At 38.1% G+C, this 22,291-nt stretch carries 24 protein-coding genes; 9 read left to right on the top strand and 15 right to left on the bottom strand.

The features are described from left to right. Positions 1–22 precede the first annotated feature (22 nt). The 5 genes from ND2E_RS10115 to ND2E_RS10095 all read right to left on the bottom strand — a co-directional run bounded on the left by ND2E_RS10115 (position 23) and on the right by ND2E_RS10095 (position 3,830). Positions 23–748 (bottom strand): flagellar hook assembly protein FlgD, encoded by a 726-nt coding sequence (locus ND2E_RS10115; protein WP_052056553.1) that lies wholly within the window; start codon positions 746–748, stop codon positions 23–25. Positions 749–817: 69 nt separating this feature from the next. Continuing rightward, complete coding sequence (flgC, locus tag ND2E_RS10110; protein ID WP_033094028.1) at positions 818–1,249, bottom strand: flagellar basal body rod protein FlgC; 432 nt, start codon at positions 1,247–1,249, stop codon at positions 818–820. Positions 1,250–1,251: 2 nt separating this feature from the next. Further along, complete coding sequence (flgB, locus tag ND2E_RS10105) at positions 1,252–1,650, bottom strand: flagellar basal body rod protein FlgB (RefSeq protein ID WP_033094029.1); 399 nt, start codon at positions 1,648–1,650, stop codon at positions 1,252–1,254. Positions 1,651–1,800: 150 nt separating this feature from the next. Beyond that, positions 1,801–2,631, bottom strand: a complete 831-nt coding sequence (locus ND2E_RS10100; RefSeq protein ID WP_033094030.1) for a CheR family methyltransferase — start codon at positions 2,629–2,631, stop codon at positions 1,801–1,803. Between the two features lie 269 nt (positions 2,632–2,900). Next, complete coding sequence (locus tag ND2E_RS10095) at positions 2,901–3,830, bottom strand: chemotaxis protein (RefSeq protein ID WP_033094031.1); 930 nt, start codon at positions 3,828–3,830, stop codon at positions 2,901–2,903. A gap of 201 nt (positions 3,831–4,031) precedes the next feature. On the opposite strand from ND2E_RS10095, the gene flgA reads away from it, so the two are divergent. The 3 genes from flgA (at position 4,032) to flgN (ending at position 5,690) form a co-directional block, all read left to right on the top strand. After that, positions 4,032–4,727, top strand: coding sequence for a flagellar basal body P-ring formation chaperone FlgA (gene flgA, locus ND2E_RS10090; protein ID WP_033094032.1), 696 nt, complete (start codon positions 4,032–4,034; stop codon positions 4,725–4,727). Positions 4,728–4,887: 160 nt separating this feature from the next. Next, positions 4,888–5,196 (top strand): flagellar biosynthesis anti-sigma factor FlgM, encoded by a 309-nt coding sequence (gene flgM, locus ND2E_RS10085; RefSeq protein WP_052056555.1) that lies wholly within the window; start codon positions 4,888–4,890, stop codon positions 5,194–5,196. A gap of 47 nt (positions 5,197–5,243) precedes the next feature. Further along, on the top strand, positions 5,244–5,690 hold the full coding sequence (gene flgN, locus ND2E_RS10080) for a flagellar export chaperone FlgN (RefSeq protein WP_033094033.1): 447 nt from the start codon (positions 5,244–5,246) through the stop codon (positions 5,688–5,690). Positions 5,691–5,790: 100 nt separating this feature from the next. Here the strand turns inward: flgN and ND2E_RS10075 are convergent, their stop codons facing one another. Together ND2E_RS10075 and ND2E_RS10070 are read right to left on the bottom strand one after the other, a co-directional pair. Beyond that, on the bottom strand, positions 5,791–6,258 hold the full coding sequence (locus ND2E_RS10075; protein WP_052056558.1) for an LPP20 family lipoprotein: 468 nt from the start codon (positions 6,256–6,258) through the stop codon (positions 5,791–5,793). Between the two features lie 83 nt (positions 6,259–6,341). Continuing rightward, positions 6,342–6,986 (bottom strand): FlgO family outer membrane protein, encoded by a 645-nt coding sequence (locus ND2E_RS10070; RefSeq protein WP_033094035.1) that lies wholly within the window; start codon positions 6,984–6,986, stop codon positions 6,342–6,344. A 271-nt stretch (positions 6,987–7,257) separates the two neighbouring features. Between ND2E_RS10070 and ND2E_RS10065 the strand changes: the two genes are divergently transcribed. Beyond that, positions 7,258–8,430: a flagellar assembly protein T N-terminal domain-containing protein gene (locus ND2E_RS10065; RefSeq protein ID WP_033094036.1), complete on the top strand. Its 1,173-nt coding sequence runs from the start codon at positions 7,258–7,260 to the stop codon at positions 8,428–8,430. Between the two features lie 107 nt (positions 8,431–8,537). On the opposite strand, the gene ND2E_RS10060 is transcribed toward ND2E_RS10065, so the two are convergent. The 3 genes from ND2E_RS10060 to ND2E_RS23095 all read right to left on the bottom strand — a co-directional run bounded on the left by ND2E_RS10060 (position 8,538) and on the right by ND2E_RS23095 (position 10,604). Continuing rightward, entirely contained in the window at positions 8,538–9,443 is a 906-nt protein-coding gene (locus ND2E_RS10060) for a M14 family metallopeptidase (protein ID WP_033094037.1), read from the bottom strand. Between the two features lie 131 nt (positions 9,444–9,574). Next, positions 9,575–10,150 (bottom strand): elongation factor P-like protein EfpL, encoded by a 576-nt coding sequence (gene efpL / locus ND2E_RS10055; protein ID WP_033094038.1) that lies wholly within the window; start codon positions 10,148–10,150, stop codon positions 9,575–9,577. Positions 10,151–10,466: 316 nt separating this feature from the next. Further along, entirely contained in the window at positions 10,467–10,604 is a 138-nt protein-coding gene (locus ND2E_RS23095; protein WP_190277834.1) for a hypothetical protein, read from the bottom strand. Between the two features lie 280 nt (positions 10,605–10,884). Here ND2E_RS23095 and ND2E_RS10050 point away from each other — a divergent pair, with 280 nt between their 5' ends. Continuing rightward, positions 10,885–11,919, top strand: a complete 1,035-nt coding sequence (locus tag ND2E_RS10050; RefSeq protein WP_033094039.1) for a lipid A deacylase LpxR family protein — start codon at positions 10,885–10,887, stop codon at positions 11,917–11,919. 53 nt (positions 11,920–11,972) lie between these two features. Here ND2E_RS10050 and ND2E_RS10045 read toward each other — a convergent pair whose 3' ends face one another. Continuing rightward, positions 11,973–12,530, bottom strand: a complete 558-nt coding sequence (locus tag ND2E_RS10045; protein WP_033094040.1) for a pyridoxamine 5'-phosphate oxidase family protein — start codon at positions 12,528–12,530, stop codon at positions 11,973–11,975. A 175-nt stretch (positions 12,531–12,705) separates the two neighbouring features. On the opposite strand from ND2E_RS10045, the gene ND2E_RS10040 reads away from it, so the two are divergent. The 4 genes from ND2E_RS10040 (at position 12,706) to ND2E_RS23100 (ending at position 16,970) form a co-directional block, all read left to right on the top strand. Next, positions 12,706–14,070 carry an NAD(P)/FAD-dependent oxidoreductase gene (locus ND2E_RS10040; RefSeq protein WP_033094041.1) on the top strand — a complete coding sequence of 455 codons (1,365 nt, stop codon included), beginning with the start codon at positions 12,706–12,708 and terminating at the stop codon, positions 14,068–14,070. A gap of 192 nt (positions 14,071–14,262) precedes the next feature. Next, positions 14,263–15,492, top strand: coding sequence for a M24 family metallopeptidase (locus tag ND2E_RS10035; RefSeq protein ID WP_033094042.1), 1,230 nt, complete (start codon positions 14,263–14,265; stop codon positions 15,490–15,492). A gap of 128 nt (positions 15,493–15,620) precedes the next feature. Next, entirely contained in the window at positions 15,621–16,550 is a 930-nt protein-coding gene (locus ND2E_RS10030) for a collagenase (protein WP_052056560.1), read from the top strand. A gap of 252 nt (positions 16,551–16,802) precedes the next feature. After that, positions 16,803–16,970, top strand: coding sequence for a hypothetical protein (locus ND2E_RS23100; protein ID WP_190277828.1), 168 nt, complete (start codon positions 16,803–16,805; stop codon positions 16,968–16,970). Between the two features lie 51 nt (positions 16,971–17,021). Here the strand turns inward: ND2E_RS23100 and lhpI are convergent, their stop codons facing one another. The 4 genes from lhpI to ND2E_RS10010 all read right to left on the bottom strand — a co-directional run bounded on the left by lhpI (position 17,022) and on the right by ND2E_RS10010 (position 22,170). Further along, positions 17,022–17,972 (bottom strand): bifunctional Delta(1)-pyrroline-2-carboxylate/Delta(1)-piperideine-2-carboxylate reductase, encoded by a 951-nt coding sequence (gene lhpI / locus ND2E_RS10025; protein WP_033094043.1) that lies wholly within the window; start codon positions 17,970–17,972, stop codon positions 17,022–17,024. Positions 17,973–18,025: 53 nt separating this feature from the next. Continuing rightward, on the bottom strand, positions 18,026–19,108 hold the full coding sequence (locus ND2E_RS10020; protein WP_033094044.1) for a M24 family metallopeptidase: 1,083 nt from the start codon (positions 19,106–19,108) through the stop codon (positions 18,026–18,028). Positions 19,109–19,163: 55 nt separating this feature from the next. Beyond that, positions 19,164–20,231 carry a proline racemase family protein gene (locus ND2E_RS10015; protein ID WP_033094045.1) on the bottom strand — a complete coding sequence of 356 codons (1,068 nt, stop codon included), beginning with the start codon at positions 20,229–20,231 and terminating at the stop codon, positions 19,164–19,166. Positions 20,232–20,352: 121 nt separating this feature from the next. Continuing rightward, positions 20,353–22,170 carry an MFS transporter gene (locus tag ND2E_RS10010; RefSeq protein WP_033094172.1) on the bottom strand — a complete coding sequence of 606 codons (1,818 nt, stop codon included), beginning with the start codon at positions 22,168–22,170 and terminating at the stop codon, positions 20,353–20,355. Between the last annotated feature and the right edge of the window lie 121 nt (positions 22,171–22,291).

The raw sequence follows: 22,291 nt of genomic DNA on the forward strand, positions 1-22,291 counted from the left end.
CTTAATTTCTTTTATAAAATACTTAAATGTCGCCTTCAGATACTTCAACTACATCTTCTAATGCCATCGCACTGCCACCATTCAGGTTAAGTACTATTTTTCCACCAGTACCAGCTAAGGTAACACTATCAACTTTACGGTAGGTTTGAGCTTCTAACTCAGATGCTTCGCCTTCAACCAAGCCGACAATTCGAAAGCGGTAAGCGCCAGCCTCAGCAGGCTCACCTTTTGCCGTTTGCCCATCCCAATTAAAGGTAAAGCCGCCAGCAGCAACACTACCAACGGGGACAGTTTGAATAACTTCACCGGCCACATTCTCAACATAAATATTCACATTACTGGCAGGTTTATCAGAGACCAACTTGCCTTTTACTGTTTCACCCTCTGCCATACCAAAGACATTGTCTTCAACGAGCACACTCCTTCCCACAAGAGAAGATGCTTGTAATGCTTGACTAGAGGTCATCGACGTAGCAAAACTATCAAATGAAGAATTAAGCTGCTGAACGCCATCTGTTGTTGAGAAGGCAGTCATTTGAGAGATCATCTCATTGTTATCAACGGGTTTAGTTGGATCTTGATTAGCTAATTCTTTAGTTAACAAGGCAAAAAAATCTGCTTGCGTTAACATACCTTGCGAGCCATCAGACTCTTTAATGTCTTGCTTCGCTAAATTTTCTTTTATTTGTTTTTGTTTTTCTTCTAAAGTTAAAGGCGTGAATGAACTCGTACCACTTACTGATTGCATTTTCTTCCCTCCCTTCTAATTCTTTGCCAGGTAACAGCATTTTTTAAGCATGCTTTAGCTAACTTCATATTATCTTTGCCCTAACTGTAAGGTTTTATTCAACATATTCTTGGCTGATTCAGCTAACTGGACGTTGGTTTGATAGGAACGAGATGCTGAAATCATATTGGTCATCTCTTCGATAACATTAACATTTGGCTTGTAGATATAACCGTCTTTATCAGCCATAGGGTGACTCGGTGAATATTCCACATTCAGCGGTTTATCACTTTCAACAATGCCCAATACATTAACACCAACGCCGCTTTCATCATTTTTTGCCTGCCCTGTGGCAGCTTCTTGCATAGCTGCGGCAAAAACAGGGTGCCTAGCACGGTAAGCCTTATCGGCACTGCTACTAACACTATCAGCATTGGCAATATTACTCGCTGTAGTATTAAGGCGAACTGATTGTGCGCTCATACCACTACCGGTAATATCAAATACGTTAAAAAGACTCATAATTATTGACCTCCGCTGATAACTTTCTTCATGGCTTTAATTTTTCCATTTAGAAATTGAATACTTGCTTGATATTCCATTGAGTTTTTTAAATACAAGTTTCGTTCCACTTGTACATCAACAGTATTACCGTCACCCGTATCAGGTTGATTAGGTACACGATAATCGACAGAATTATTTAACTCTGTTCGTATATCAAAGTGTTTATCATTAGTGCGAGACATGCCCATTTGCTGCTGAGTTGATGCTTTCGCTAGCGCTTGCTTAAAGTCTAGCCCTTTAGCTTTGTAGCCAGGCGTATCTGCATTGGCAATATTGCTGGCAATAACCTCCGCACGTTGAGAGCGAATAAGCATGCCCTGTGTATGCAATTGAAAGCCTTTATCAAATCCTATAGCCATATTAGCCTCACAATGATTAACGTTTAGCTAAAAGGAATACAAAATTTATGCCAACAAAAATTTGAGCAGAAGGAGAAATGTAAAAATGAGAGTAGAATAAAATGGCTAACAACAAGGAAGGATAGCTGTTAGCGAGGAGTCTAAGCTATGCTATTTTTTCTGATAAACAATGCCGGGATTACAACGAAGCATAGTAAAATCTTGATTAATGCCGGATAAAGACTCCGAAGCCCCTAAGAATAAATAACCATCATTATTTAACACGCCATGAATTTGACTAATTATTTGCGCTTTTATTTTCGGAGAAAAATAAATTAAAACGTTACGGCAAAAAACAATATCAAATCGGCCTATTAGGTTATAACTATTGAGTAAATTAAGTGGCCTGAAACTAACCATTTTTTTTACTTCATCCTTGATTTTCAACATACCATTGTCACCCGGCTCGAAGAAACGTTTTTTTCGCTCTGCTGATAAGCCACGCGCAAGTGCTAGGCTGTCATAGTGACCATACTTGCAGTGTTCTAACATAGTCGTTGATATATCAGTACCAATAACTTGCACACCCCGTGGGAATGAACCAGGATTCTTTTGTTGATACTCTAGCACAGACATAGCAATAGAATAGGCTTCTTGACCAGAAGAGCTTGCCGCAGACCAAATTTTAACAGGTGTTTTACGATCTGAAAAATCAGGTAATAATTTGCTTTGAAGTAACTTGAAAGGATAATCATCACGAAACCATAGCGTTTCGTTGGTGGTCATAGCATCAATAACAGCGGCACGCATTTGCCGCTCAACTGGCGTTAATGTACGATTAACTAATTCGGTCAGTGAACTGAGTTCAAATTTAGCCATTAATGGTGCTAATCTACTTTTGACTAAATACTGCTTATTTTCACCGAGCACTATGCCACATTGCTGCTCTAAAAAGGTTCTAAACTGGTTGTAACTTTTCTCGTCGAGTTCTCTTGCTGACACTATTGCTTCCTACTTATATCTTATTTTCCTACCCCCTCGACAAACAGAGGGTCGTCGTTAGCTCTCGGAAACGACTATTCAGCTATATACCCGCTCCAGTTGAATATGAGTAATCCAACTGGAATTAGAAACGCCTAAAGGCTAGGTAAATTATACTCTGCTTTACATTTATTTTTAAGGAAATAACTTTAAATAAAAATTTGCCTTAATTATAAATCGCTCAGAGCTCCAGAAGCGAGCATTTTCAAGTAGAGCGAACATCGTCAGAGTTAATCTTCTATTTTTAACCATTTCTTCACAGCTGTGGCTAGCTCATCAGGGTGAAATTTCGGAATAAAATCTTCTGCCCCCACTTTTTCCACCATCGCATTATTAAACACGCCACTTAACGATGTATGCAAAATAATTGGCATTTTCGACATACGATCATTACCTTTTACCTCTGCAGTTAAAGTATAGCCATCCATCTCTGGCATTTCGATATCAGAGATCATTAGCGCTACTTTTTCTGTGATACTATTTTCACAAGTCGCTTCAATGGTTAATAATTGCTCCAGAGCATCACGACCATTCTTGGCTAAAATCATATTAATGCCTAAGGGCTCTAATGCTCTTCTTACTTGATTTCGTGCAACGGTTGAATCATCCGCAATCATCACCAACTTGTCACCTAAATCTTCCCCAATCGACACATCAATGATCTCGTCACTCACATCTGTGGAAACAGGACTAATTTCATTTAAAATTTTCTCAACATCAAGTATAGAGACCATCTGGCCATCGATCTCTGTCACAGCAGTTAGGTAGCTAGATTTACCGGCACCTTCTGGTGGCGGCATCACATCAGCCCAACTCAGCGTAACAATACGCTCGACACCAGCGACAAGAAACCCCTGTACACTACGATTATATTCGGCAATGATAATATAGCTTTCTGCTGTTTGCTCAATTGCCCTACCTCCCGTTGATTTACTTAAATCGATGACAGAAATAGTTTGTCCCCGGATATGTGCAACCCCTTTGATAAAACCATCTTGCTTAGGTAACAGAGTCAACCGTGGACAAGGCATAACCTCACGCACTTTAAAAACATTAATACCAAATCGTTGCATTCCGTTGAGTTTGAAAAGTAACAATTCCAACCTATTTTCACCAACAAGTTGAGTACGTTGGTTTACTGAATCGAGTATGCCTGCCATATGAACCTCATGTAAGACTGCATTACTTATTATGTTTAATCGAATAAACACATAAGGCACAGTTCTTGAATTGTATTATTATATAGAGTTGTTAATCACACTAAGCGTCTGAAATTTGACGTGTGATCGAACCTTATTTCACACTGCTGACCCAGGTTAAGCATAGACGACTATTTGCATTTACTTAAGATAGAAAAAAATATGCGCCTTACCAAAATCATTTTTACTTTTATATTTTTATTGCTAATTAAACAAACAACAATTTTTGCAACTGAACTAGATAGTGCTTTTATCGAACGGTTTGCAAAAAATTATTTGATAGAGCAGTTTCCTTCTACTGAGGACGAAAAAGTCCTTATTTCTGTTGCTCATTTAGACCCAAGAATTACGATTAAGCCTTGTAAAATTCCTTTAACTGCAAATATACCTGAAAAAAATCGTGCTATAAATGTAAATGTTAAAATTAGTTGTGATGAATCAATACAACAGTGGAAAATATATTTATCGGCAAAAGTAGAAATAACTAAAGCGGTTTTAATTGCAAAAAATACAATTAGCAAAGGCGATGAACTTGATGAGAGTAATGTTGAACTCGCCTTTATACCTATTAATAAAATTCGCGGTAACAAACTAACTGATACAAAAGTTGTTTTTGGCGCTAAAGCAAAAAAGCGAATTGCCAAAGGCAGAGCCATTAGTAAAAGAAGTATCTGCTTAATATGTAAAGGTGATGCTGTAACTATTATTGCCTCATCTGATAACTTTAGTATCAAAACTCAGGGAGTCGCGTTAAGTTCAGGTAATATTAATGAGCAAATAAGAGTTAAAAACACGCGTTCAAAGAAAGTGATTACCCCTCGCATCAAAGGTATTAACCAAGTGATAATTAATCTATAATCAAAATATATAGGTTGGGTTAGCAAAAGATTTAACGGTTGACCTACTCAAGATATTATTTATATTTTAATCTATTTTAGCTAAAGTTATTCAGCCTATGGCCGATAACAATTTAACAGAACTCTATTAAAATATCATTTCATTGTTAAAGGATGAAATTATGGCCATAAATATCAACAACTTGAATGCTAGCAATCAAGTTCAGCAAGCTCAGCAAAATAAAGTAAAACAGCAATCTACGCAAACAGCATCGAGCAATGCTCAAGTAAAAAGTTCAGGGCAAGATTCGGTGTCGATTACTCCGCAAGCCAAACAACTTAATGAATTACAAAAAAAAGCAGGGGATGCCCCCGTGATTAACCAAAAAAAAATTGATGAACTTAAAAAAGCCATTAGCTCTGGTGACTATAAAATAAACCCAGAGAAATTAGCTGCTAGCATTGCGAACTTTGAATTTAAACTTGTTTAAGGATAGACTGTAAATAAATCATTTATAGTCAAATCAAAGGCAAATTTATGTCCGCAGGGCCAGATCCTCAAGGATTAACATCCAATGAACTGCTAGCGCAACAACATCAGCAGTTAACCACACTTGCCCAAATCATTGCTAACGAAAAGCATATTTTGCAGCAGCATGATCCTCATGCGCTGCTGACCATCAGCCAAGAAAAAAATGCATTGTTAATTGCCATTCAACAGCTTGATCAAACAATTGGTCAAAACCAGCGCTTTGCTCAAGATAAAGCCGCAGGAAAGTTAACGCAAGAACTTGCTGAAATTACAGAGTTATTAACCCATTGCCAACAACAAAACTTAATCAATGGTCAAATTATTCAACAGTCTCAACTGGCTGTAGAACGTATGAAAACCAGTTTATTAGAAAATCATAATAAAACCGCCATCACTTATGATAACAAGGGTAAAAAGAGTGCTGGACTCTCAAGCCTAGGGTTAAAAGCATAGAGTTAAAAGATTAGAAATGCTTATTAATCACTGATCAAAACTAAAAAGGCGTTAACTCTAAGGTTAACGCCTTTTTAGATACTTTATTTAAAGTGAGAAATTAAAAGTGTGTCACGTCTTTGATTTCTTTTCTATTCTGGTTTGCTTGGTAAATATTATAAACGTCTGCAAAATTAAGCTGCAGCTCTGTAGTATACACATCCCCTACAGGGTAACTTTTCACCACTTTGGCACCGCGAATAACTCCTTGTATCGACGCACTAAGCTGCTGATCTTCAATGAGCAAGTCTGCCATAGTTACTTTACTAGAAACTTGTTGCCCGTATACTTGTTCCGCTAGCTCTGCATAGGCGGCAATTTTTGACGCCTTAATGGCCATCAACATCCGCTGAGTTTCATTAGTCGATTTTTGCATGCTGATAGGAGCAAATCCTGTAGCATAGAGAATAGGAAAAACCTCAGGCTCAACCGTTTGCCACTGTACATGCTTATCATAAATAAGGGAGCATGCACTGGTCAACATAAGCGCACTCAGAATAAGGATGGCTCTAATTAGTGAGCTTCTCATAGATACCCCTTTAATAAAAATAGCTGGTAAAACAACATTATAATGTCACTCTTTTGATAAATAGTTGAAAAAGTAAAGTGATACTAATTTTGTATAACTACTGCGCGTTCATCGTTATGCAACATGGCATTATCACGAATAATCATACCGTCTTTCATTTTTACTTTTTCGCTATGACTCATTTCATCACCCAGCACCCAACTAGGGATAAATGACTGTGCAGTAGCAACAACAACTTTAGATTGAATACCTATCATACGGGCATTTACTAAAATTCCATCTTCCTGCTCAACCATAGTGCCTGAGACTACGTAGTCAATTATCTGACGTTCAGGCAACTCTTGCCAATCTCTGCTAAAAACATAATCACCTTTTTTAGTGACGCGAATATGCCCTGTCGTTTTATAATCGATTACAACTAAACCATGGCGTTGTAACTCATGTACAAAGCTTTCTGCAAGCTGATTACCAAGCCAATTTGTGGTTTCAAGATCTTTAAGATCAACAAAAGAAGCTACTGCTACAGGAGTCTTCGCATTCACAAAACTACTACTAGTTAACATTTGATATGCCAAGCCCTTTACTACGTCATTAATGGCATGTCGTGGTAATTCATAACTATTAATTTCACCTTTTTCAATATGAGTAGTTTGATAAAACCCCTCATCAGGAGTGGACTCACACGAGAGTAAAGCTGGCAGAATCAATGGTATAAGCCATTTTTTCATGATATTCCCCTTTAAAACTAAATACTATTTTGTTAGTCGCAGTAACTGTATGTTGATTTACACATTTATATACGCATATATAATTCAATGCACATTTTAAGCCAATTATCTCTACCATCATAAAACCAACATAATATCTGCAACATAAAAATATAAGGCATGAAATATGCAAGAGAATACACATATAGTTATCATACTGTATTAATGAGTGCTAGTGCGACTGACGAACAATTGATATGACTAAAACCACGTTAGGAAAAGAACCAATCTTATGTATAAATTCATCACAACATTAGCTCTAACCATCTGCCTTTTAGGTAGTTTTACTGCCAGTAGCCAATGGTATGAGACACAAGGTCATGCTAGAACCAATGATATTAGTGTTGAACTTGCACGGACCAAAGCAATGGAAAATGCGCTTAAGAAAGCACTGCTTGTATCAGGTGCTAGTGTGTCGAGTGTTCAACAAGTAGTCAACGGCTTGTTAACGCAAGATCAAATCAGCATAAGATCAAGTGGCAGTGTTAATTCTATTGAGTTAGTTGATGAAATACACAGTGATAATTTAATTACGGTAACAATTCGAGCTGATATATTCCCGCAAGAGAAAAAATGTTTTGCGGTAAATTTTAAAAAGTCATTACTTATCACTCGAAGCCACTTGTTGCAAAGGGAACAAGCTAATATAGGTGAAATTTACCGCATAGATAAAGCAGCTATGCGTAAACTTGCTGCGCAACTTAACCAACAAAGCACCTTTACTAAATCAAGCAGTATACTCAACAACAAAACTGAGTTTTCACGCCTTAACAATAGCTTAGCAAGTGATGAAATATCTTTATTAACTCGATCTTTGAGTGATAGTACCGATAGTCAATACATAATGTTCAGTGAAATTTCTAATATATCATTTGATAAGCAAGCGACTAATAGCTGGTCATTCTGGCAACAAGGTATATACCCAAGAAATTTTGGCATTACTTTCTATCTATATAATGGTGTTAATGGCGAGTTGCTTTGGCAACAGCATTATCAAAACTCTGCACCTTGGACCTTTACTAAACGGATAAAAGTTGATGTTGACGGCAATGCTTTTTGGCAAAGTGAATATGGTGTGATGGTCGAGAACATTCTCGATGAAGTAATTAAAGATATCGATGAAAATATTATGTGTGAGCCTAGTCGAGGTAAAATCATTCAAGTCGAAGGTAATAAAATCATGATAAATATTGGTCGGGATCATGGCTTAAAAATTGGTGATGAATTTAGCTTGCTGCACTTAACCAATTTTACCAGCAACTCAGGTAAAGCTTACGCAGGCTATAACGTAAGTCCTTACAAGGTGAAAGTGACTAAACTTTCAAGACAAACCGCTACAGCATCAACTCCAGATGGTCGCTTATTTGGTAATATTCAAGTAGAAGATTTAGCTGTTCGTTATTAAAACGACTAAACGTTTACTTATAAGAGGTAAACTGATTAAGATAGTAAAAGGCGACTAAGTTATACTTGCTCGCCCTTTGATATCTGTCTATTTGCATTCAAACACCATTAAATAAAGTTAATTGCCGCCGTTATTGCAGCAACTTGTGCCTTGATACAATTTTCATCATCAACTAAAGGACTATCAGGGTAAACTTCGGTTGTCGTTACATAAGGCGCATCAGTTAGCCCCATGCATAACCCTAACTCTCTTGCGGCATAATTGATAACGCCAAATTGTTCTATATCAACACCGATTAATTTACCATTTTTATCTTCTGGTGCAATATGAGTGACTTTTGCAACGGCTTGATTAATTGCACGTTGAAAAGCAGGTTCAGGTTTAGTTGAATCCCCTACCAAATAGAAACCATCAGGAATATTCCAGTTCTTTTGTTCAATAGCATCACGTGCAGCAAGTGCTGGTCTAAACTCACTATTATCAGTATCAGTGGTTTCATGTAAATCAATATGCATAGCGATATCAACATCAAGGTCATTAATAAAAGAAATTAATGCCGCAGACTCTTGCGCTGGACTATTTGGGTAGAATGAACGGTTTGGATCAATTGTCTTATTATTCCAACGATTTATGGTTTCATATCCCCAAGGGCTAACACACGGTACCACCACAATATTGAACTGTTCACTGAGCTCTTTGGCGCTTGTTTCTAAAAAGCGGATAGCACCTTGAACACCACTAGTTTCATAACCATGAACACCGCCGGTAACTAACACCGTTTTGTGATCAGTTTGCCAGTTTTTACTTTGCATGACATATAGCGGGTATCTACTTTCATCAATCGTTAGACTGCCATACTGAGTCATTGTAAAAAAAGAGGTTACTGACTCAAGTTTAGACAGCACTTCATCTTGATAACAACGTTTAATAACTTGCTTGCTAAGCCACAAATCTTTATCTTCGCCTGTCCAGGGCTGCCCCTGAGTTCCGATAACATAAACAGAATCACTCATGATTTAACTCCATTGTTTAATTAGTTATAAATAACTGGTAGCTATATATCTTTTTCAAAGATCAGAAATGCCCGAATATTCGGGCATTTATTAATTCGCTACTCACTTAAAAGTAACAAGGCAAAAACGCTTTATTTTGAGTCAGCTCTGCCCATAAACTTGCGTTCTTCTGTATTTACTTTAACTTTATCGCCTGTTGAAATATGCTCAGGTACCTGAATAGTTAACCCAGTAGATAGCAATGCTGGTTTCGTACGAGCACTGGCTGAAGCACCTTTAATAGAAGGGTCTGTTTCTGTAATTAACAATTCAACACTAGCAGGTAGGGCAATGCCAACCGGTGCATCATCTACGATGATCACAGAAAGCCCCTGAGTTTCCTCGTCGATAAAAAGTATTTCATCGGCAATTGATTCTTTATTCAAGTTATATGGTGTGTAATCTTCGTTATCCATAAAGACATATTCATCACCATCAATATAAGAAAACATAGATGGACGACGGCTTAAATCAGCAAAGTTCAACATATCTTCAGCTTTAAATGTTTCGTCTACCTTACCACCGGTAACTACATCATATAAACGCATTCTATATAAACTTCCGCCTGCTCTACCTTGCGGTACTGAACGGGTAATATCTCTAACAATTAACACTTTACCGTTGTGCTCTATTGCTGCATTTTTCTTTATATCACTAGCCTTTGGCATTAGATGACTTCCTCTGAATTTATTGTATATCCATGTTACATCATGGCTATAAACAATATTGTTTTAAACACAATGCAGGGAAAATAGCATGAACCCACGAATATGAAAATAACTTATGGGGTGAAAAATGTTTTTTTCCGACAAAACACCAGTTAAATCAAAATAAAAGGTAACAGATAAAGTTGAACATGCCCAAAAGCAAAAAAGACAAATATATGAGCTATATTTGTCTTTTCGATCTAATGAGCTTTTGTGATGTTTACTCGCTAATTAATGACTAGGTAAAATCAACAATCAGTGAAGTAAATGCAAGAAGTTACTCGTAAGAACGCTCAAGCCAAGCTATTTGTAACTTTAACTCTTCAATTTCATGGTTAGCGGCGGCTAATTGTTCTAGCGCGGATTTTTGATCATTATCAAGATTATCTACACAAGCATCAGTATTATTTGACATATTACGTCTATCCTCATGGGCCATGTTAGCCTCCAAAAAAATTGTTACTACACTTGTATTATTACACAATAACTTACATATGTAAGCTTTTGGCTGAAAATCAAGCTTAAATTTTCCATAAAACTATAAGGTTAATGGCATTATCGCGCGTTATTTTTGACACAAAGCCAATCAGTGTTTCTTTCATATCCACATCATTTCACCAAACTTAAACAACGTTTACAGCAAAATATATTTTGCCTCACTATACTTTATAGTGTTCCATCGGTAGGGATTTATTATGTTAATAGCGCACTATTATAAAAATAGATTAATTCCTTATATCTTTTTTATATTCATTTTTCCTATGCTATCAGCACACGCAGGGCAATTAAATATTCTATTTGAAAATGATGGAGTATTTGCCACAGATGGAAATTATACCAATGGTTTTTCATTATCGTGGGAAAGTAAACCTGAGCTTGCCAAGCTGGATTCTCCTCCCGAAAACTTGCCGAAACTCTTTTGGCTGCAAGACATAATGAGATTACCGATAGCACAAAACCACAGACAAAGCGCCTGGGGTATGAAGTTATCTCAACGAATATGGACACCAAATAATATCAGGATAGTGACACTACAAAGTAACCAAAGACCTTACGCTGGTCTGTTTGAAATAGAAAGTTACACCGCTGATTATGGTTCAACTTTAGCTCAAAAGAATTGGCTCGCAGTAGGAGTTACCGGAGTAAAATCTAAAGCTGAATACGTTCAAACAAAGATCCATAATTTAATAGGCTCAATTCCTCCGCTAGGTTGGGAGTTTCAAGTTGAAGAACAAGTTACTGTCCAACTAGCCTATGAAATTGATGCATTATTATTTAGGTCCAAAACACACAGCAACAATGACTTAAACAATAAGCAATGGGAAGTGAGTAGTTATAGTCACTTATCCTTAGGCAACTTTAACACAGAGGCATCAGCAGGTTTATTAATTAAATGGGGAACAGGGTTACACAACACCTTTGGTCGTTTAAGTAGTCATTTTGGTCACACAGGCAATACCACACAAGTTAATAGCAAGGATAACTTTAGCATCTACTCAAGATTTCAGTTAGGTTACCGCTTAAATGACTTAACTATCGAGGGAGAGCTGCCCTATGAATCGCACCTTGATATCAAGCACCAACAAGCTAAAGCAGTGCTCGGCATGCAATGGACAATAGATAATTATGCTATAAGTTGGAGTTTAAATAGCTACACCCGTGCCTATAAAAGTGATGATAAGTCTTGGTACAGTTACGGTTCATTAAGCTTAAGCTGTACGTTATTTTAAACTGAATACATTTCTCAACTCTATTCCATGCGTTATTACCGTTATCGGCAGTTTTACTCAATAGCTGAGCGTTCAACAATTTCAGTATCAAAACCATCAATACTCTGCTGATTTTTTTTCACCCAATATTTTTCAATACCTTCTTTTTTTTGCTTTTCTGACCATTTAGCCAAATCGTTACGGTCAGATTCATAAGAAAAATAAGGTACAGACATTCCACAAGAGGATTGTACTTTCGCTATATCCAGTAAAAAAACCTGTCGTGAAGCAATACTCTTCGGAAATAATTTTATGTACTCATCCCATTCCATATCTCCTTTGTGCAACACTTTCGCATTGCCATAGGCTCGAAGAATGAGCGGCGAACCTTCAAACGCACAAAACATAACCGTCATGCGTGGATTTATTAAGATATGGGCTGCGGATTCATTACCGCTTCCGGTATGGTTTAACCAAGCAATTGTGGTCGAATTAATAACCCGTAAACTATCTCCTCCTTTAGGAGATAAATTGACTGTACCTGTATCTGCAGCAGTACTAACAAAATAAATTTTTTGTGCCGCGATAAATTCAATATGCATTGGTGATAATTCAGAATACTGCTGTCCCATAAGATCCCTTCCAATCCTTTCGTCAAAATATAGTTAATTACTAATCAGGCTAGTACCGTTATATTTACAAAATACCTGCCCTTTTTAAAGGGAAACTATCACTTTATACTGATTTAACCTCAAGGGTTGTTTAAGCTATCACTTTATAAATCTACAGCGTTACTTTGGATGAGATATGTACGACCCACTTCTTGATGAATCACTCGGCTGTAATGCGCCCTACCCTACTAGTTATTGGGCTGATGTATCAGGAAAAGCCCCTAAAAATGACGGTCAGTTAAAAAAAGATATTACTGCGGATGTTGCCATTATAGGTGCTGGCTACACTGGTCTTTCAACCGCACTGCACTTAGCCCGAGAACACGGCATTAAAGCAACCGTCTTAGAAGCTAATCGTACAGCCTGGGGAGCAAGTGGCCGGAACGCAGGGTTTATTTTAAAGTCATCAGGACGAAAGCCCTATGCGAGCATGCAATCTCAATGGGGTGAAGAGGTGATGCGTGGTATTTATCAAGAAATGTGCGCAGGCGTCGATACAGTCAAAAGTTTAATCGCTGAAGGCATTAATTGTGACCCACAAGAAAGTGGCTATATTCGCGTAGCCCACAAACCCGCTATGCTAAAAAGTTTACTTGCCACCGCAGCATTACAAAAAAAGATGTTTGGCTATGATATCCAAGAAATAAGTCGTGAGCAATTGCATCAAGATTATATGGCAGATCAGAATGCTTATGGTGCCATACGGTATAAAGATGGTTTTGGGATAAATCCATTAAAACTGGCATGGGGCTACCAAAAACTTGCTCAACAAGCCGGTGTGACCATTCATTGTGATAGCCCAGTCAATAAATGGCATCAAGAATTATCCAATAAGAAAGGTCGTCAAAGCCAAACCCTGCAGGTATTGCACACTCCGGCAGGTATTGTAAAAGCGAAGAAAGTTGTTATAGCGACTAATGGTTACACTGCTAAAAACTTCCACCCTATAATTAAAAATAAGAGCCTACCAGTGCTCTCACAAATTATTGTTACACAACCCTTAACACAAGAGCAGTTAGCCGCTTGTAATTTTTTAACCCGCAATGTAATCATGGATACGCGTGCATTAAAATATTACTACCGAAAATTACCTGATAATCGTATTTTATTTGGCGGTCGAGGAGCTATAACAGGAAAGAACGCTGAAGATCCATACTACGCAAAGCGCTTACTCACGGTATTGAAAACAAGTTACCCCTCATTATCACAGTTACGCTACGATTATGCTTGGTCAGGCTGGTTAAGTATGTCATTGGACGACATGCCTCGTGTTTATCACAATGAACAGAAAAATATTTTTTATGCTATGGGCTATTGTGGCAGTGGTGTCTCCTTTTCAGTGCAAGCTGGCAAACGTTTGGCGGAAAAGGTTGCAGGGGTTGCTGTACCAAACTTGCCCATTTACCAAACCCCATTAGCAACATTTCCCTTCGCACCATTAAGGCGTGCAGGTCAGTGGGGCTATTTTCAATACGGTAAAATCAAAGACCGTTGGTTATAATCTATACATTACCTTGCCTTTTTACAGGACAAGCCTATCAATACTCTCAAATAGACAAAGCTATCGACGTTGCGATTATTACACAAATTAATTGTATACAATATACTTAAAATCTATTATTCTTCAATCAAGATAAAGCCTGAATCCTTCAGTATGTATCCACACAAGGTTAATTGTTAAAAGGAAAATAAAATGTCCATTGGTATTGGTGGCTCTACAGCCGAAATTGAATTAGATAAATTAACCGATATGACAACTGATGTTGCCCCGATCTCATTAGATGAATATCAACAACGTATTACTAAAGCACAACAGTTGATGCGGGAACAAAACATTAGCGCTTTATATCTTAATGCAGGCACTAATTTGACCTACTTTACTGGTACCGTTTGGTATGCGTCAGAGCGATTAGTCGGCGCCATATTACCTGCACAAGGTGATTTAATTTACATCGCTCCTTGGTTTGAAGTCAGTACATTATCTGGTTTTATGCAAATCAAGTCTGAAGTTGCTAGCTGGCACGAGCATGAATCACCTTATCAACTAGTCATTGATGTATTGAAGAATAATAACTGCGTACAAGGCACCATTGCAGTAGATGAGTCTACCGCTTTCTTTGCCGTTGACGGTATGATTAATGCGGCAAAAGATCAGAACCTTTCTTTAGACTTTACCAGTAGCAAAAGCATAACCGCGGGTTGTCGCATGATCAAGTCAGCCAGCGAAATCGCCTTATTGCAACGCGCAAAAGACATAACGATGGTTGTGCACCGAGCGGTAGCCAAAATATTGACTGTTGGTATCACCACTGCAGAAGTTACCGATTTTATCAATAGAGCACATCGTAAACTTGGTGCGCCTAAAGGTTCATCTTTTTGTATAGTTTTATTTGGCCAAGACACCGCCTACCCTCATGGGGTAAAAGAACCTAAAACTCTCGACAGTAATGATATGGTGTTAATCGATACGGGTTGTTTGGTGCAGGGATATAACTCAGATATAACCCGTAGTTATGTCTTTGGTGAAGCCAATGAAAAGCAACGCGCTGTTTGGTTACATGAAAAAACAGCACAAGCACAAGGTTTTGCTGCCGCAAGAATATCATCTCCATGTGAAACAATCGATATTGCAGCGCGCGACTATCTTGAAACGCAAGGCTACGGGCCTGATTATCAAGTACCAGGACTGCCTCATCGTACAGGCCATGGTGTAGGCTTAGACATTCATGAATGGCCATATTTAGTCAGAGGCGATAAAACACCATTGGCTGCTGGTATGTGTTTTTCAAATGAGCCTATGTTGTGCCTTTATGGTGAATTTGGTGTGCGCTTAGAAGATCATTTCTACATGACAACCTCAGGTCCAAAATGGTTTAGTGAACCAGCCCACTCTATTGATGATCCCTTCGGTTATGAGGCCTAACTCATTTACCTTTAAACAATTCCCTTTGCAGGTAAAAAAATTAACTAAGTGAATTTGCTCTAGTGACGTTGATTCGTCATAGAGCGATTCATACCATGTCAAAATGCTTATCAAAAAAAGTGCTACCAATGAAAAAAACCAACAAACCATTGCTCACTGCTTTAAGTTGTAGTTTTGTTTTCACAGCAAACTTTATCGCAGACTCCGCAATAGCAAATGAATTTTCAGTAACAACGCAGAACAAAGCGACAACTAATAAGCAGCTTGCTCCTATTGAGCATGTTTTAAAACAAGTTCATCATTGCAGCAAGTCTATTACCATCCGATCACAAGCTTTATCTCGAGAAAAAGTAGCAATGGCCTGTAAAGAACTCATTGCTCAAGAAAATGAATTCCATCAAACCTTCAGTACTCGTAATAAACCAGTTCATGATGACAATAACACCAGTTTGCGCGCCAATTTTTATAGTTCAAATGCAGAATACGTAAAATATGCTACTGAACATTTTAATATGCCTACTAATAATGGCGGCATGTACTTAGAAGGTTACCCGGAAAGGCAAGGTAACCATGCTGAATTTGTTGCCTTTGAGCGCAATGGTGGTTTATGGAATTTATCCCATGAATATATTCATTATTTAGATGGTCGCTTTAATCGCTATGGCGATTATTGTAACGGTTTACATGATGATCATGCAGGACCTGAATTTTGTCCTACACCTAACTCATCATACCCGCACGGCGTTTGGTGGTCAGAAGGTGTTGCCGAATATATTGCTTGGGGTAGAAATAATCCCAAAGCAATAGCGATTGCAGGCAGAAAAACGTATGCGTTAAGTGAGCTATTTAATACTAGTTACAATAACAATAATGGCAGCGAGCGTATTTATCGTTGGGGATATTTAGCGGTACGCTTTATGATGGAAAACCATCGTGATAAAATCGAACAAAGCCTGATCTTATCACGTCAAGGTAATTGGGCTGGATATCAAACATTAATGCGAACTTGGTCAACTTCAATGGACCAGCAATGGTTCACTTGGTTAGACAAGCTTTAGAAAGATAAATCAAGTGCAAGATAAAGTATTTTGTAGGTTAGTTTTTGATTAATAAAGGGTTGCGCTCTCTACGAGTAACACCTTAATAGTCTGCAAAATATCTTCCACCAATAGGGCTAATTCTAGTTTTCCTGTACATGTTTGATTAACAACAAAGTTTAAGCTTTATTCTGCCGTTTATCTCTTTTTATTCTTGCTGATAACAAAGCTATTCGGATATATTGTGCCCGAATATTTTTAAGGATTATACACATGCAAGTTACAGCTAAAGTAACCGAGATAACGGTTATGTCAGCAACGGATCGCGCTGCAATTGAAAGCTTCTTATCTGGAGCAGGAATTATAGTCTTAGCTATCGTATTTATTTACTGTCTCTACCGATGGAAAAATTCGAACCGAAAAGATAGGCCATTGAATTAATAAGCGATGCCTGTATCTGTTTAGTCATTATTGCATCGCCTTTTAAGTGAATTATTTTGCTAGTTTTACAACCACGCTGTGTGCTGCAACCAAATCACTAATCGCTGTACCTACTGACTTAAATAACGTTATTTCATCGTTGGATTGTCGTAGTATTGCTGGCGTTTTACACATATCTGCTAATTCGCCGACAATTTCATTCTTGTTAAACGCACCTTCAGCCATGGGGATCAGTAATTCGCCTGCTTCATTTAAGGTATTCGTCAAACTATCAACAAATACTCTAGCACGCGTTACTGTTGTCGTATCGCATTCACGCGCATCCGTCATGTGATTACCCAAGCAATCAATATGACAACCTGCACTCAAACGATTGCCATCAAAAAGCGGTGTTTTTGCACCCGTAGCGCAACATATAATGTCAGCACTTATTACCTCATGGTTAACATCAGTGCTGGCTTTAAAAGTAACAGCTGGATACAACACACTAAAGCTGTCAATTAATTTTCTCACTTTTGCGCTATTACGCCCCCAAAGGGTCACTTGCTTAATATCTCGCACAGCTAAATGGGCTTTGACTAAATAGCTTGCTAAGTTGCCAGTGCCAAATAACATCAGGTTTTCGCTATTTTCTCTAGAAAGTAATTGGCTCGCTAATGCTGAAATAGCCGCTGTCCGCCAATAGGTAACACTCGTACCATCAACCAGTGCTAACGGCTCACCAGTTTGACGCTTAAACAACATTATTTTCGAAAATAAACCCGGTAAATCATGCTGTTGAGCATTGTCAGGAAAATAAGTAAAAGCTTTATTACCAATCACTTCTTCATTCCATGAAGGCAATAAGGCAAACGCGTCATGATTTTCACTTTGCTCAGGCGCAAGTGAATAAACCCGACGCTGCGGCATAGTAAATGGACGACAAAAGCTTTGTTTTAGTAAAAGGATTAATTCTTCAAAGTTAAGATTCTGGTGTACTTGTTCCGCATTAATAATTTTCATCGGGATCTCATTTTCACTGTTAATTATGTAAAGTTATACTTGGGTTAAACTCACTAGAGTTCAATTAAGTTCTTAGGTGATTTAGTCAGAATTTTTAACCCCTTATCTGTTAGCACCACATCATCTTCTATGCGCACCCCACCCCAACCTGGCACATAAATACCCGGCTCTATAGTAATAACGCAACCTTTCTCAATAGCGGTATGACAATCAGGTCCAATAAATGGTTGCTCATGTAACACTAAGCCAACCCCATGCCCTAACCCTTCTCCAGCATATTTTTTATACTCGCTGTTAAGTAATATATTTGCTGATTGTTGATATAAATGACTGCCTAATACTCCTTCAGAAATTTCATCAATTGCTGCTTGTTGTGCGGATTGCACCAATTGATAAATATGTTTCTGCTCTGCACTTGCTTGTCCAAACACAAAAGTACGTGTCATATCTGATCGATAACCATTAACCACAGCACCAAAATCGATGAGTATAATATCACCATGCTTTAATTGTTTGTCTGACGGGATACCATGGGGTAAAGCACTGCGTTCACCAAATAATAAAATGGTGGCAAAAGATACTTCTTCTGAGCCGAGTTTTGCCATTTGGTAATCAAGTTCAATAGCCAACTCTCGCTCAGTGATACCCGCTTTAACCGAATTCAGCATGATTGCCAAAGCTGTATCTGCTATTTTTGCCGCTTGCTCTATTGCAGCAATTTCACTGGTCGATTTAATAAAGCGTAATGCTTCAACTGAACCACTGATGGGCTCTATTTTACTCAATTTGTTTAATTGGCTGATCTGTTGATAAATTTGTTGCCATTGCATCACACTTATATGTTCACTTTCAAAACCGACATGCTGACAGTCATCTTGAAACAACAAGTCTTCAATGAGTGAAGCTAAGCTTTGATTGGCTCTATCACGACAGATAACGGTAAAGTTCGTCGCTTGTAATTTAGCTTGCTCAAAGTAACGGTAATCGGTCAGTAAATAGTTACCTTTGCTTGTTAATAACATGGTTGCTGCATGGCCAGTAAATGCTGAAAGGTAGCTGATATTGATATCACTAAAAATCAGCATGGCACTGTGAGGCTGCGTTAGTCGCTGCTCTCTAAATGTTGCTAAGCTCATAATACTCCCTAAATTATAATTCTAATTTATTAACACTTATTTTTTATAAGTATGATTATCTTAATAAAAACCCATACTTCAACGGATCTTCAGCGTTAATAAGCCACTGCCCTTTTCCGCAAATATAGGCATCGCCTGTTACTTCAGGAATAACCGCATCAAAACCGGCAAAGGTCAGGTTTTCTCTTGCTTGAACACTAAATGGGCTACCTAAAATACTCTCTATGATAATTTTTTCATTTAGCGCAACTTGCTGTTTAGCATAATGCAAGGCAATACGCCCACTCACGCCACTGCCTGTCGGGCTTCTGTCTAATTCGCCATCAGCAAAAATACAGACATTACGTGAATGCACATCTTTATTAGGTGAGTCATCAATAAAAATCACGCCATACAAAAAGCTCAATTCAACGATTGTTGGATGATTAATTTCAAACAGAGACATAATGGCTTGTTTAATTTTACGGCCATAATCAATGAGTTTTTCTTGCTGATCTGGTACCAGTGACAAACCAAGAGAAGATGCTTGTACATAGGCATAAAAAGCACCACCATAAGCAATATCGAAATTAACCTCACCAATACCTTCAACAACAATTTTCTGCGCTTTGGCATAAACAAATGAAGGTACACAATGAAAGCTAACTTTTGTTACCACTTCATTTTGACTGTAAGCCAAGGCGTGAATTTGACCACAAGGCACATCAATAATAACTTGAGTAATATCACCTGTTCTAGCAACCACGCCAGACTCTATTGCACATTTGGTTAAGGCAATAATTGCGTGCCCACACATAGTGCTATATCCTTCGTTATGAATAAAAATGGCGCCAAAATGGCTATCTTCTCGTTCAGCATCAGTAATAATAGCGCCATACATATCCGCATGACCTCGTGGTTCAAACATGAGTGCTTGACGCAGCTCATCATAATTTTCTTTACATTCTTCAACTTTCGCTAAAATACCTTCCCCTTTAAGGGCCGGAAAACCACTAGTGATAATGCGGAGGGGCTCGCCACCGGTATGACACTCAAGCGTGTTAATGGTTAAATAACTTTCTTGGTTAGCTTTAGGTTGCCACTGTTCAAATTTTTCAGCGGCTTTATCTACATTAACTGTCATGGTATTTACTCTTTTTTAACGCCTATGGCTGCTATACATTTATGTGTTTACTTAGCGTGATAACAAACGGTAATAACAAATGTAAGCAGCCGCTTCTGTGGTTTAAATTTATATTGTTTTGTTAGGTAGCAACTTGCTCTGGTTGCGCCATTTGTTGCCCTTTAAGCTCGTCAACATAGTGCTTATTAAATAAATAAAGAGCCGCACTAGTCGCTACACCAAGTAAGCCTATAATTGCCCACATTAGTGTCGGGTTATTTAAATCAACGGCAAAGAAGCCATACAACCAACCTGAAAGTAAACCGCCAAATAAGTTACCTAGCGCCATGGAAACAAAGTAATAGCCCATAAACATGGCCGCTTTATCTTTTGGTGCAAACGTTGCTACATATTCTTGGCTTTTAGGCGAAGCAGTCATTTCGCCAACCGCAAAAACAATCACTGAACAGCTCACTAGCAAGCCACCAAAAATAACACCGTGAGCAAAACCTTGCATCAACATAGAAAGTGACAAAATAGCGGTACCAACTATAAGTGATGGCAGTGGAGTGAACTTATCTATAAAGCGACTGATGAAAACTTGAAAGATAATAATCATCAAAAAATCTACGCTTAAAATTGTTGCTGGATTAACTTGGCGGTACTGTACAGACCATTGCTCGGCAACGTCCATACTTACCCCTTGAGCACTTGTCATATCACTAGCATTGATTGACAGGCTAATTTGGACAAAATTGTTGATAATTTCTTGTTGCGGAATACGAACATCTAAAGCAGACAGTGTGCTCGTGATTTCTTTAAGAGCGGCTTTACTTTGCAACACATCAACGTCATTAAACTTAGCAGCCAAATGCATGATCTCGCCTGATAAGGTATCAATATTTACCGAGGTAAAAACGTCATAAAGCCATGGGCTGATGGTATGCATTAAAGAGACTAAATCAGAGCTATCAACAAAATCTCGAACATAAACAGGCAAGGTGATAAATATTTGTAAATATACGGTCCAAAAGCCTGTCAGTATTAACAAGTACAGCATAAAGGGCTTGTTACCCAACTTCATTTTTTGTAAATACCATAGCAAGCTAGCCGGCGATGAAAGGCCAGGCGCTACGCCATTATTTTCTGCTACTGCATGACTATTATGTTTAGCAACCGAAAAATCCCAAACGATGGCACTAACAACTAATATTGCCACCGTAGCTAAAGTCACTTCAGAGCCAATAAAACCAGCATAGAAACCAACTAATAATACTAATAAAGGAACAACGAGTAAGGCTAAACGCATATTGCCTAGCACTTGCTGCATTTCTTGAAAGACTTGTTTCAGCGGTTTGTTTTTTGAGTGGCACTCTGGCTCTTTATAGAAAAATAGTGCGGGAATAAAGTTAACTGAAATCCAGATACAAGCAAAGGTAAATACCCATTCCCAACCATAATTTTTTTGGACTATAGGTGCTAATACAGGACCTAAAAATCCGCCAATATTAACCATCATATAAAAAATCCCAAAACCCAAACCTCGGTTGCTATCATCTGTGGTTCGACTGATTGTTGCGATAACGACAGGCTTAAAAATACCAGCACCGAGCGCTATCAACATAAAAATGCTCATAAAGCTGGCCAAGTCTTTTGCATAACCTAAAAAATAATAACTCGGTGCCATCAGCGTGAACGATAATAAGAACATTTTTCGATAGCCAAACCTGTCAGCCAGTGCACCAGAAACCACAGGAAAAAGGTAAAGAAAAAAAGGTACTACGCCCATTATCAAACCACGCTCGGTATTACCTAAACCAAGGCCACCTTGTGTAGTGGGTGTCATAATATAACTAGCAAGTAGTGTGTACATACCGTACCAAGCGAGTCGTTCAAAAATCTCCATGGTATTGGCTACGTAAAAGGATTGCTGAAAAGGACTTCGTTTGGTTAGGCTCACTATGTTATCCACCATTTTTATTATTGGTTCTTGACCATTAACAATATTAATTCTGTTTAAAGCACGGTTTAAAGTTCTTCATAAATTTATATCGAAGGTAAAGTAAAAAAAAGCCAAGTAC

Source organism: Colwellia psychrerythraea (genome assembly GCF_000764225.1).
GTDB lineage: Bacteria > Pseudomonadota > Gammaproteobacteria > Enterobacterales > Alteromonadaceae > Colwellia > Colwellia psychrerythraea_D.

Coding starts and splice junctions, on each gene's coding strand:
- ND2E_RS10115 (WP_052056553.1), bottom strand. CDS start 748: ATGCAATCAGTAAGTGGTACGAGTTCATTCACGCCTTTAACTTTAGAA.
- flgC (WP_033094028.1), bottom strand. CDS start 1,249: ATGAGTCTTTTTAACGTATTTGATATTACCGGTAGTGGTATGAGCGCA.
- flgB (WP_033094029.1), bottom strand. CDS start 1,650: ATGGCTATAGGATTTGATAAAGGCTTTCAATTGCATACACAGGGCATG.
- ND2E_RS10095 (WP_033094031.1), bottom strand. CDS start 3,830: ATGGCAGGCATACTCGATTCAGTAAACCAACGTACTCAACTTGTTGGT.
- flgA (WP_033094032.1), top strand. CDS start 4,032: ATGCGCCTTACCAAAATCATTTTTACTTTTATATTTTTATTGCTAATT.
- flgM (WP_052056555.1), top strand. CDS start 4,888: ATGGCCATAAATATCAACAACTTGAATGCTAGCAATCAAGTTCAGCAA.
- flgN (WP_033094033.1), top strand. CDS start 5,244: ATGTCCGCAGGGCCAGATCCTCAAGGATTAACATCCAATGAACTGCTA.
- ND2E_RS10075 (WP_052056558.1), bottom strand. CDS start 6,258: ATGAGAAGCTCACTAATTAGAGCCATCCTTATTCTGAGTGCGCTTATG.
- ND2E_RS10070 (WP_033094035.1), bottom strand. CDS start 6,986: ATGAAAAAATGGCTTATACCATTGATTCTGCCAGCTTTACTCTCGTGT.
- ND2E_RS10065 (WP_033094036.1), top strand. CDS start 7,258: ATGTATAAATTCATCACAACATTAGCTCTAACCATCTGCCTTTTAGGT.
- ND2E_RS10060 (WP_033094037.1), bottom strand. CDS start 9,443: ATGAGTGATTCTGTTTATGTTATCGGAACTCAGGGGCAGCCCTGGACA.
- efpL (WP_033094038.1), bottom strand. CDS start 10,150: ATGCCAAAGGCTAGTGATATAAAGAAAAATGCAGCAATAGAGCACAAC.
- ND2E_RS23095 (WP_190277834.1), bottom strand. CDS start 10,604: ATGTCAAATAATACTGATGCTTGTGTAGATAATCTTGATAATGATCAA.
- ND2E_RS10050 (WP_033094039.1), top strand. CDS start 10,885: ATGTTAATAGCGCACTATTATAAAAATAGATTAATTCCTTATATCTTT.
- ND2E_RS10045 (WP_033094040.1), bottom strand. CDS start 12,530: ATGGGACAGCAGTATTCTGAATTATCACCAATGCATATTGAATTTATC.
- ND2E_RS10040 (WP_033094041.1), top strand. CDS start 12,706: ATGTACGACCCACTTCTTGATGAATCACTCGGCTGTAATGCGCCCTAC.
- ND2E_RS10035 (WP_033094042.1), top strand. CDS start 14,263: ATGTCCATTGGTATTGGTGGCTCTACAGCCGAAATTGAATTAGATAAA.
- ND2E_RS10030 (WP_052056560.1), top strand. CDS start 15,621: ATGAAAAAAACCAACAAACCATTGCTCACTGCTTTAAGTTGTAGTTTT.
- ND2E_RS23100 (WP_190277828.1), top strand. CDS start 16,803: ATGCAAGTTACAGCTAAAGTAACCGAGATAACGGTTATGTCAGCAACG.
- lhpI (WP_033094043.1), bottom strand. CDS start 17,972: ATGAAAATTATTAATGCGGAACAAGTACACCAGAATCTTAACTTTGAA.
- ND2E_RS10020 (WP_033094044.1), bottom strand. CDS start 19,108: ATGAGCTTAGCAACATTTAGAGAGCAGCGACTAACGCAGCCTCACAGT.
- ND2E_RS10015 (WP_033094045.1), bottom strand. CDS start 20,231: ATGACAGTTAATGTAGATAAAGCCGCTGAAAAATTTGAACAGTGGCAA.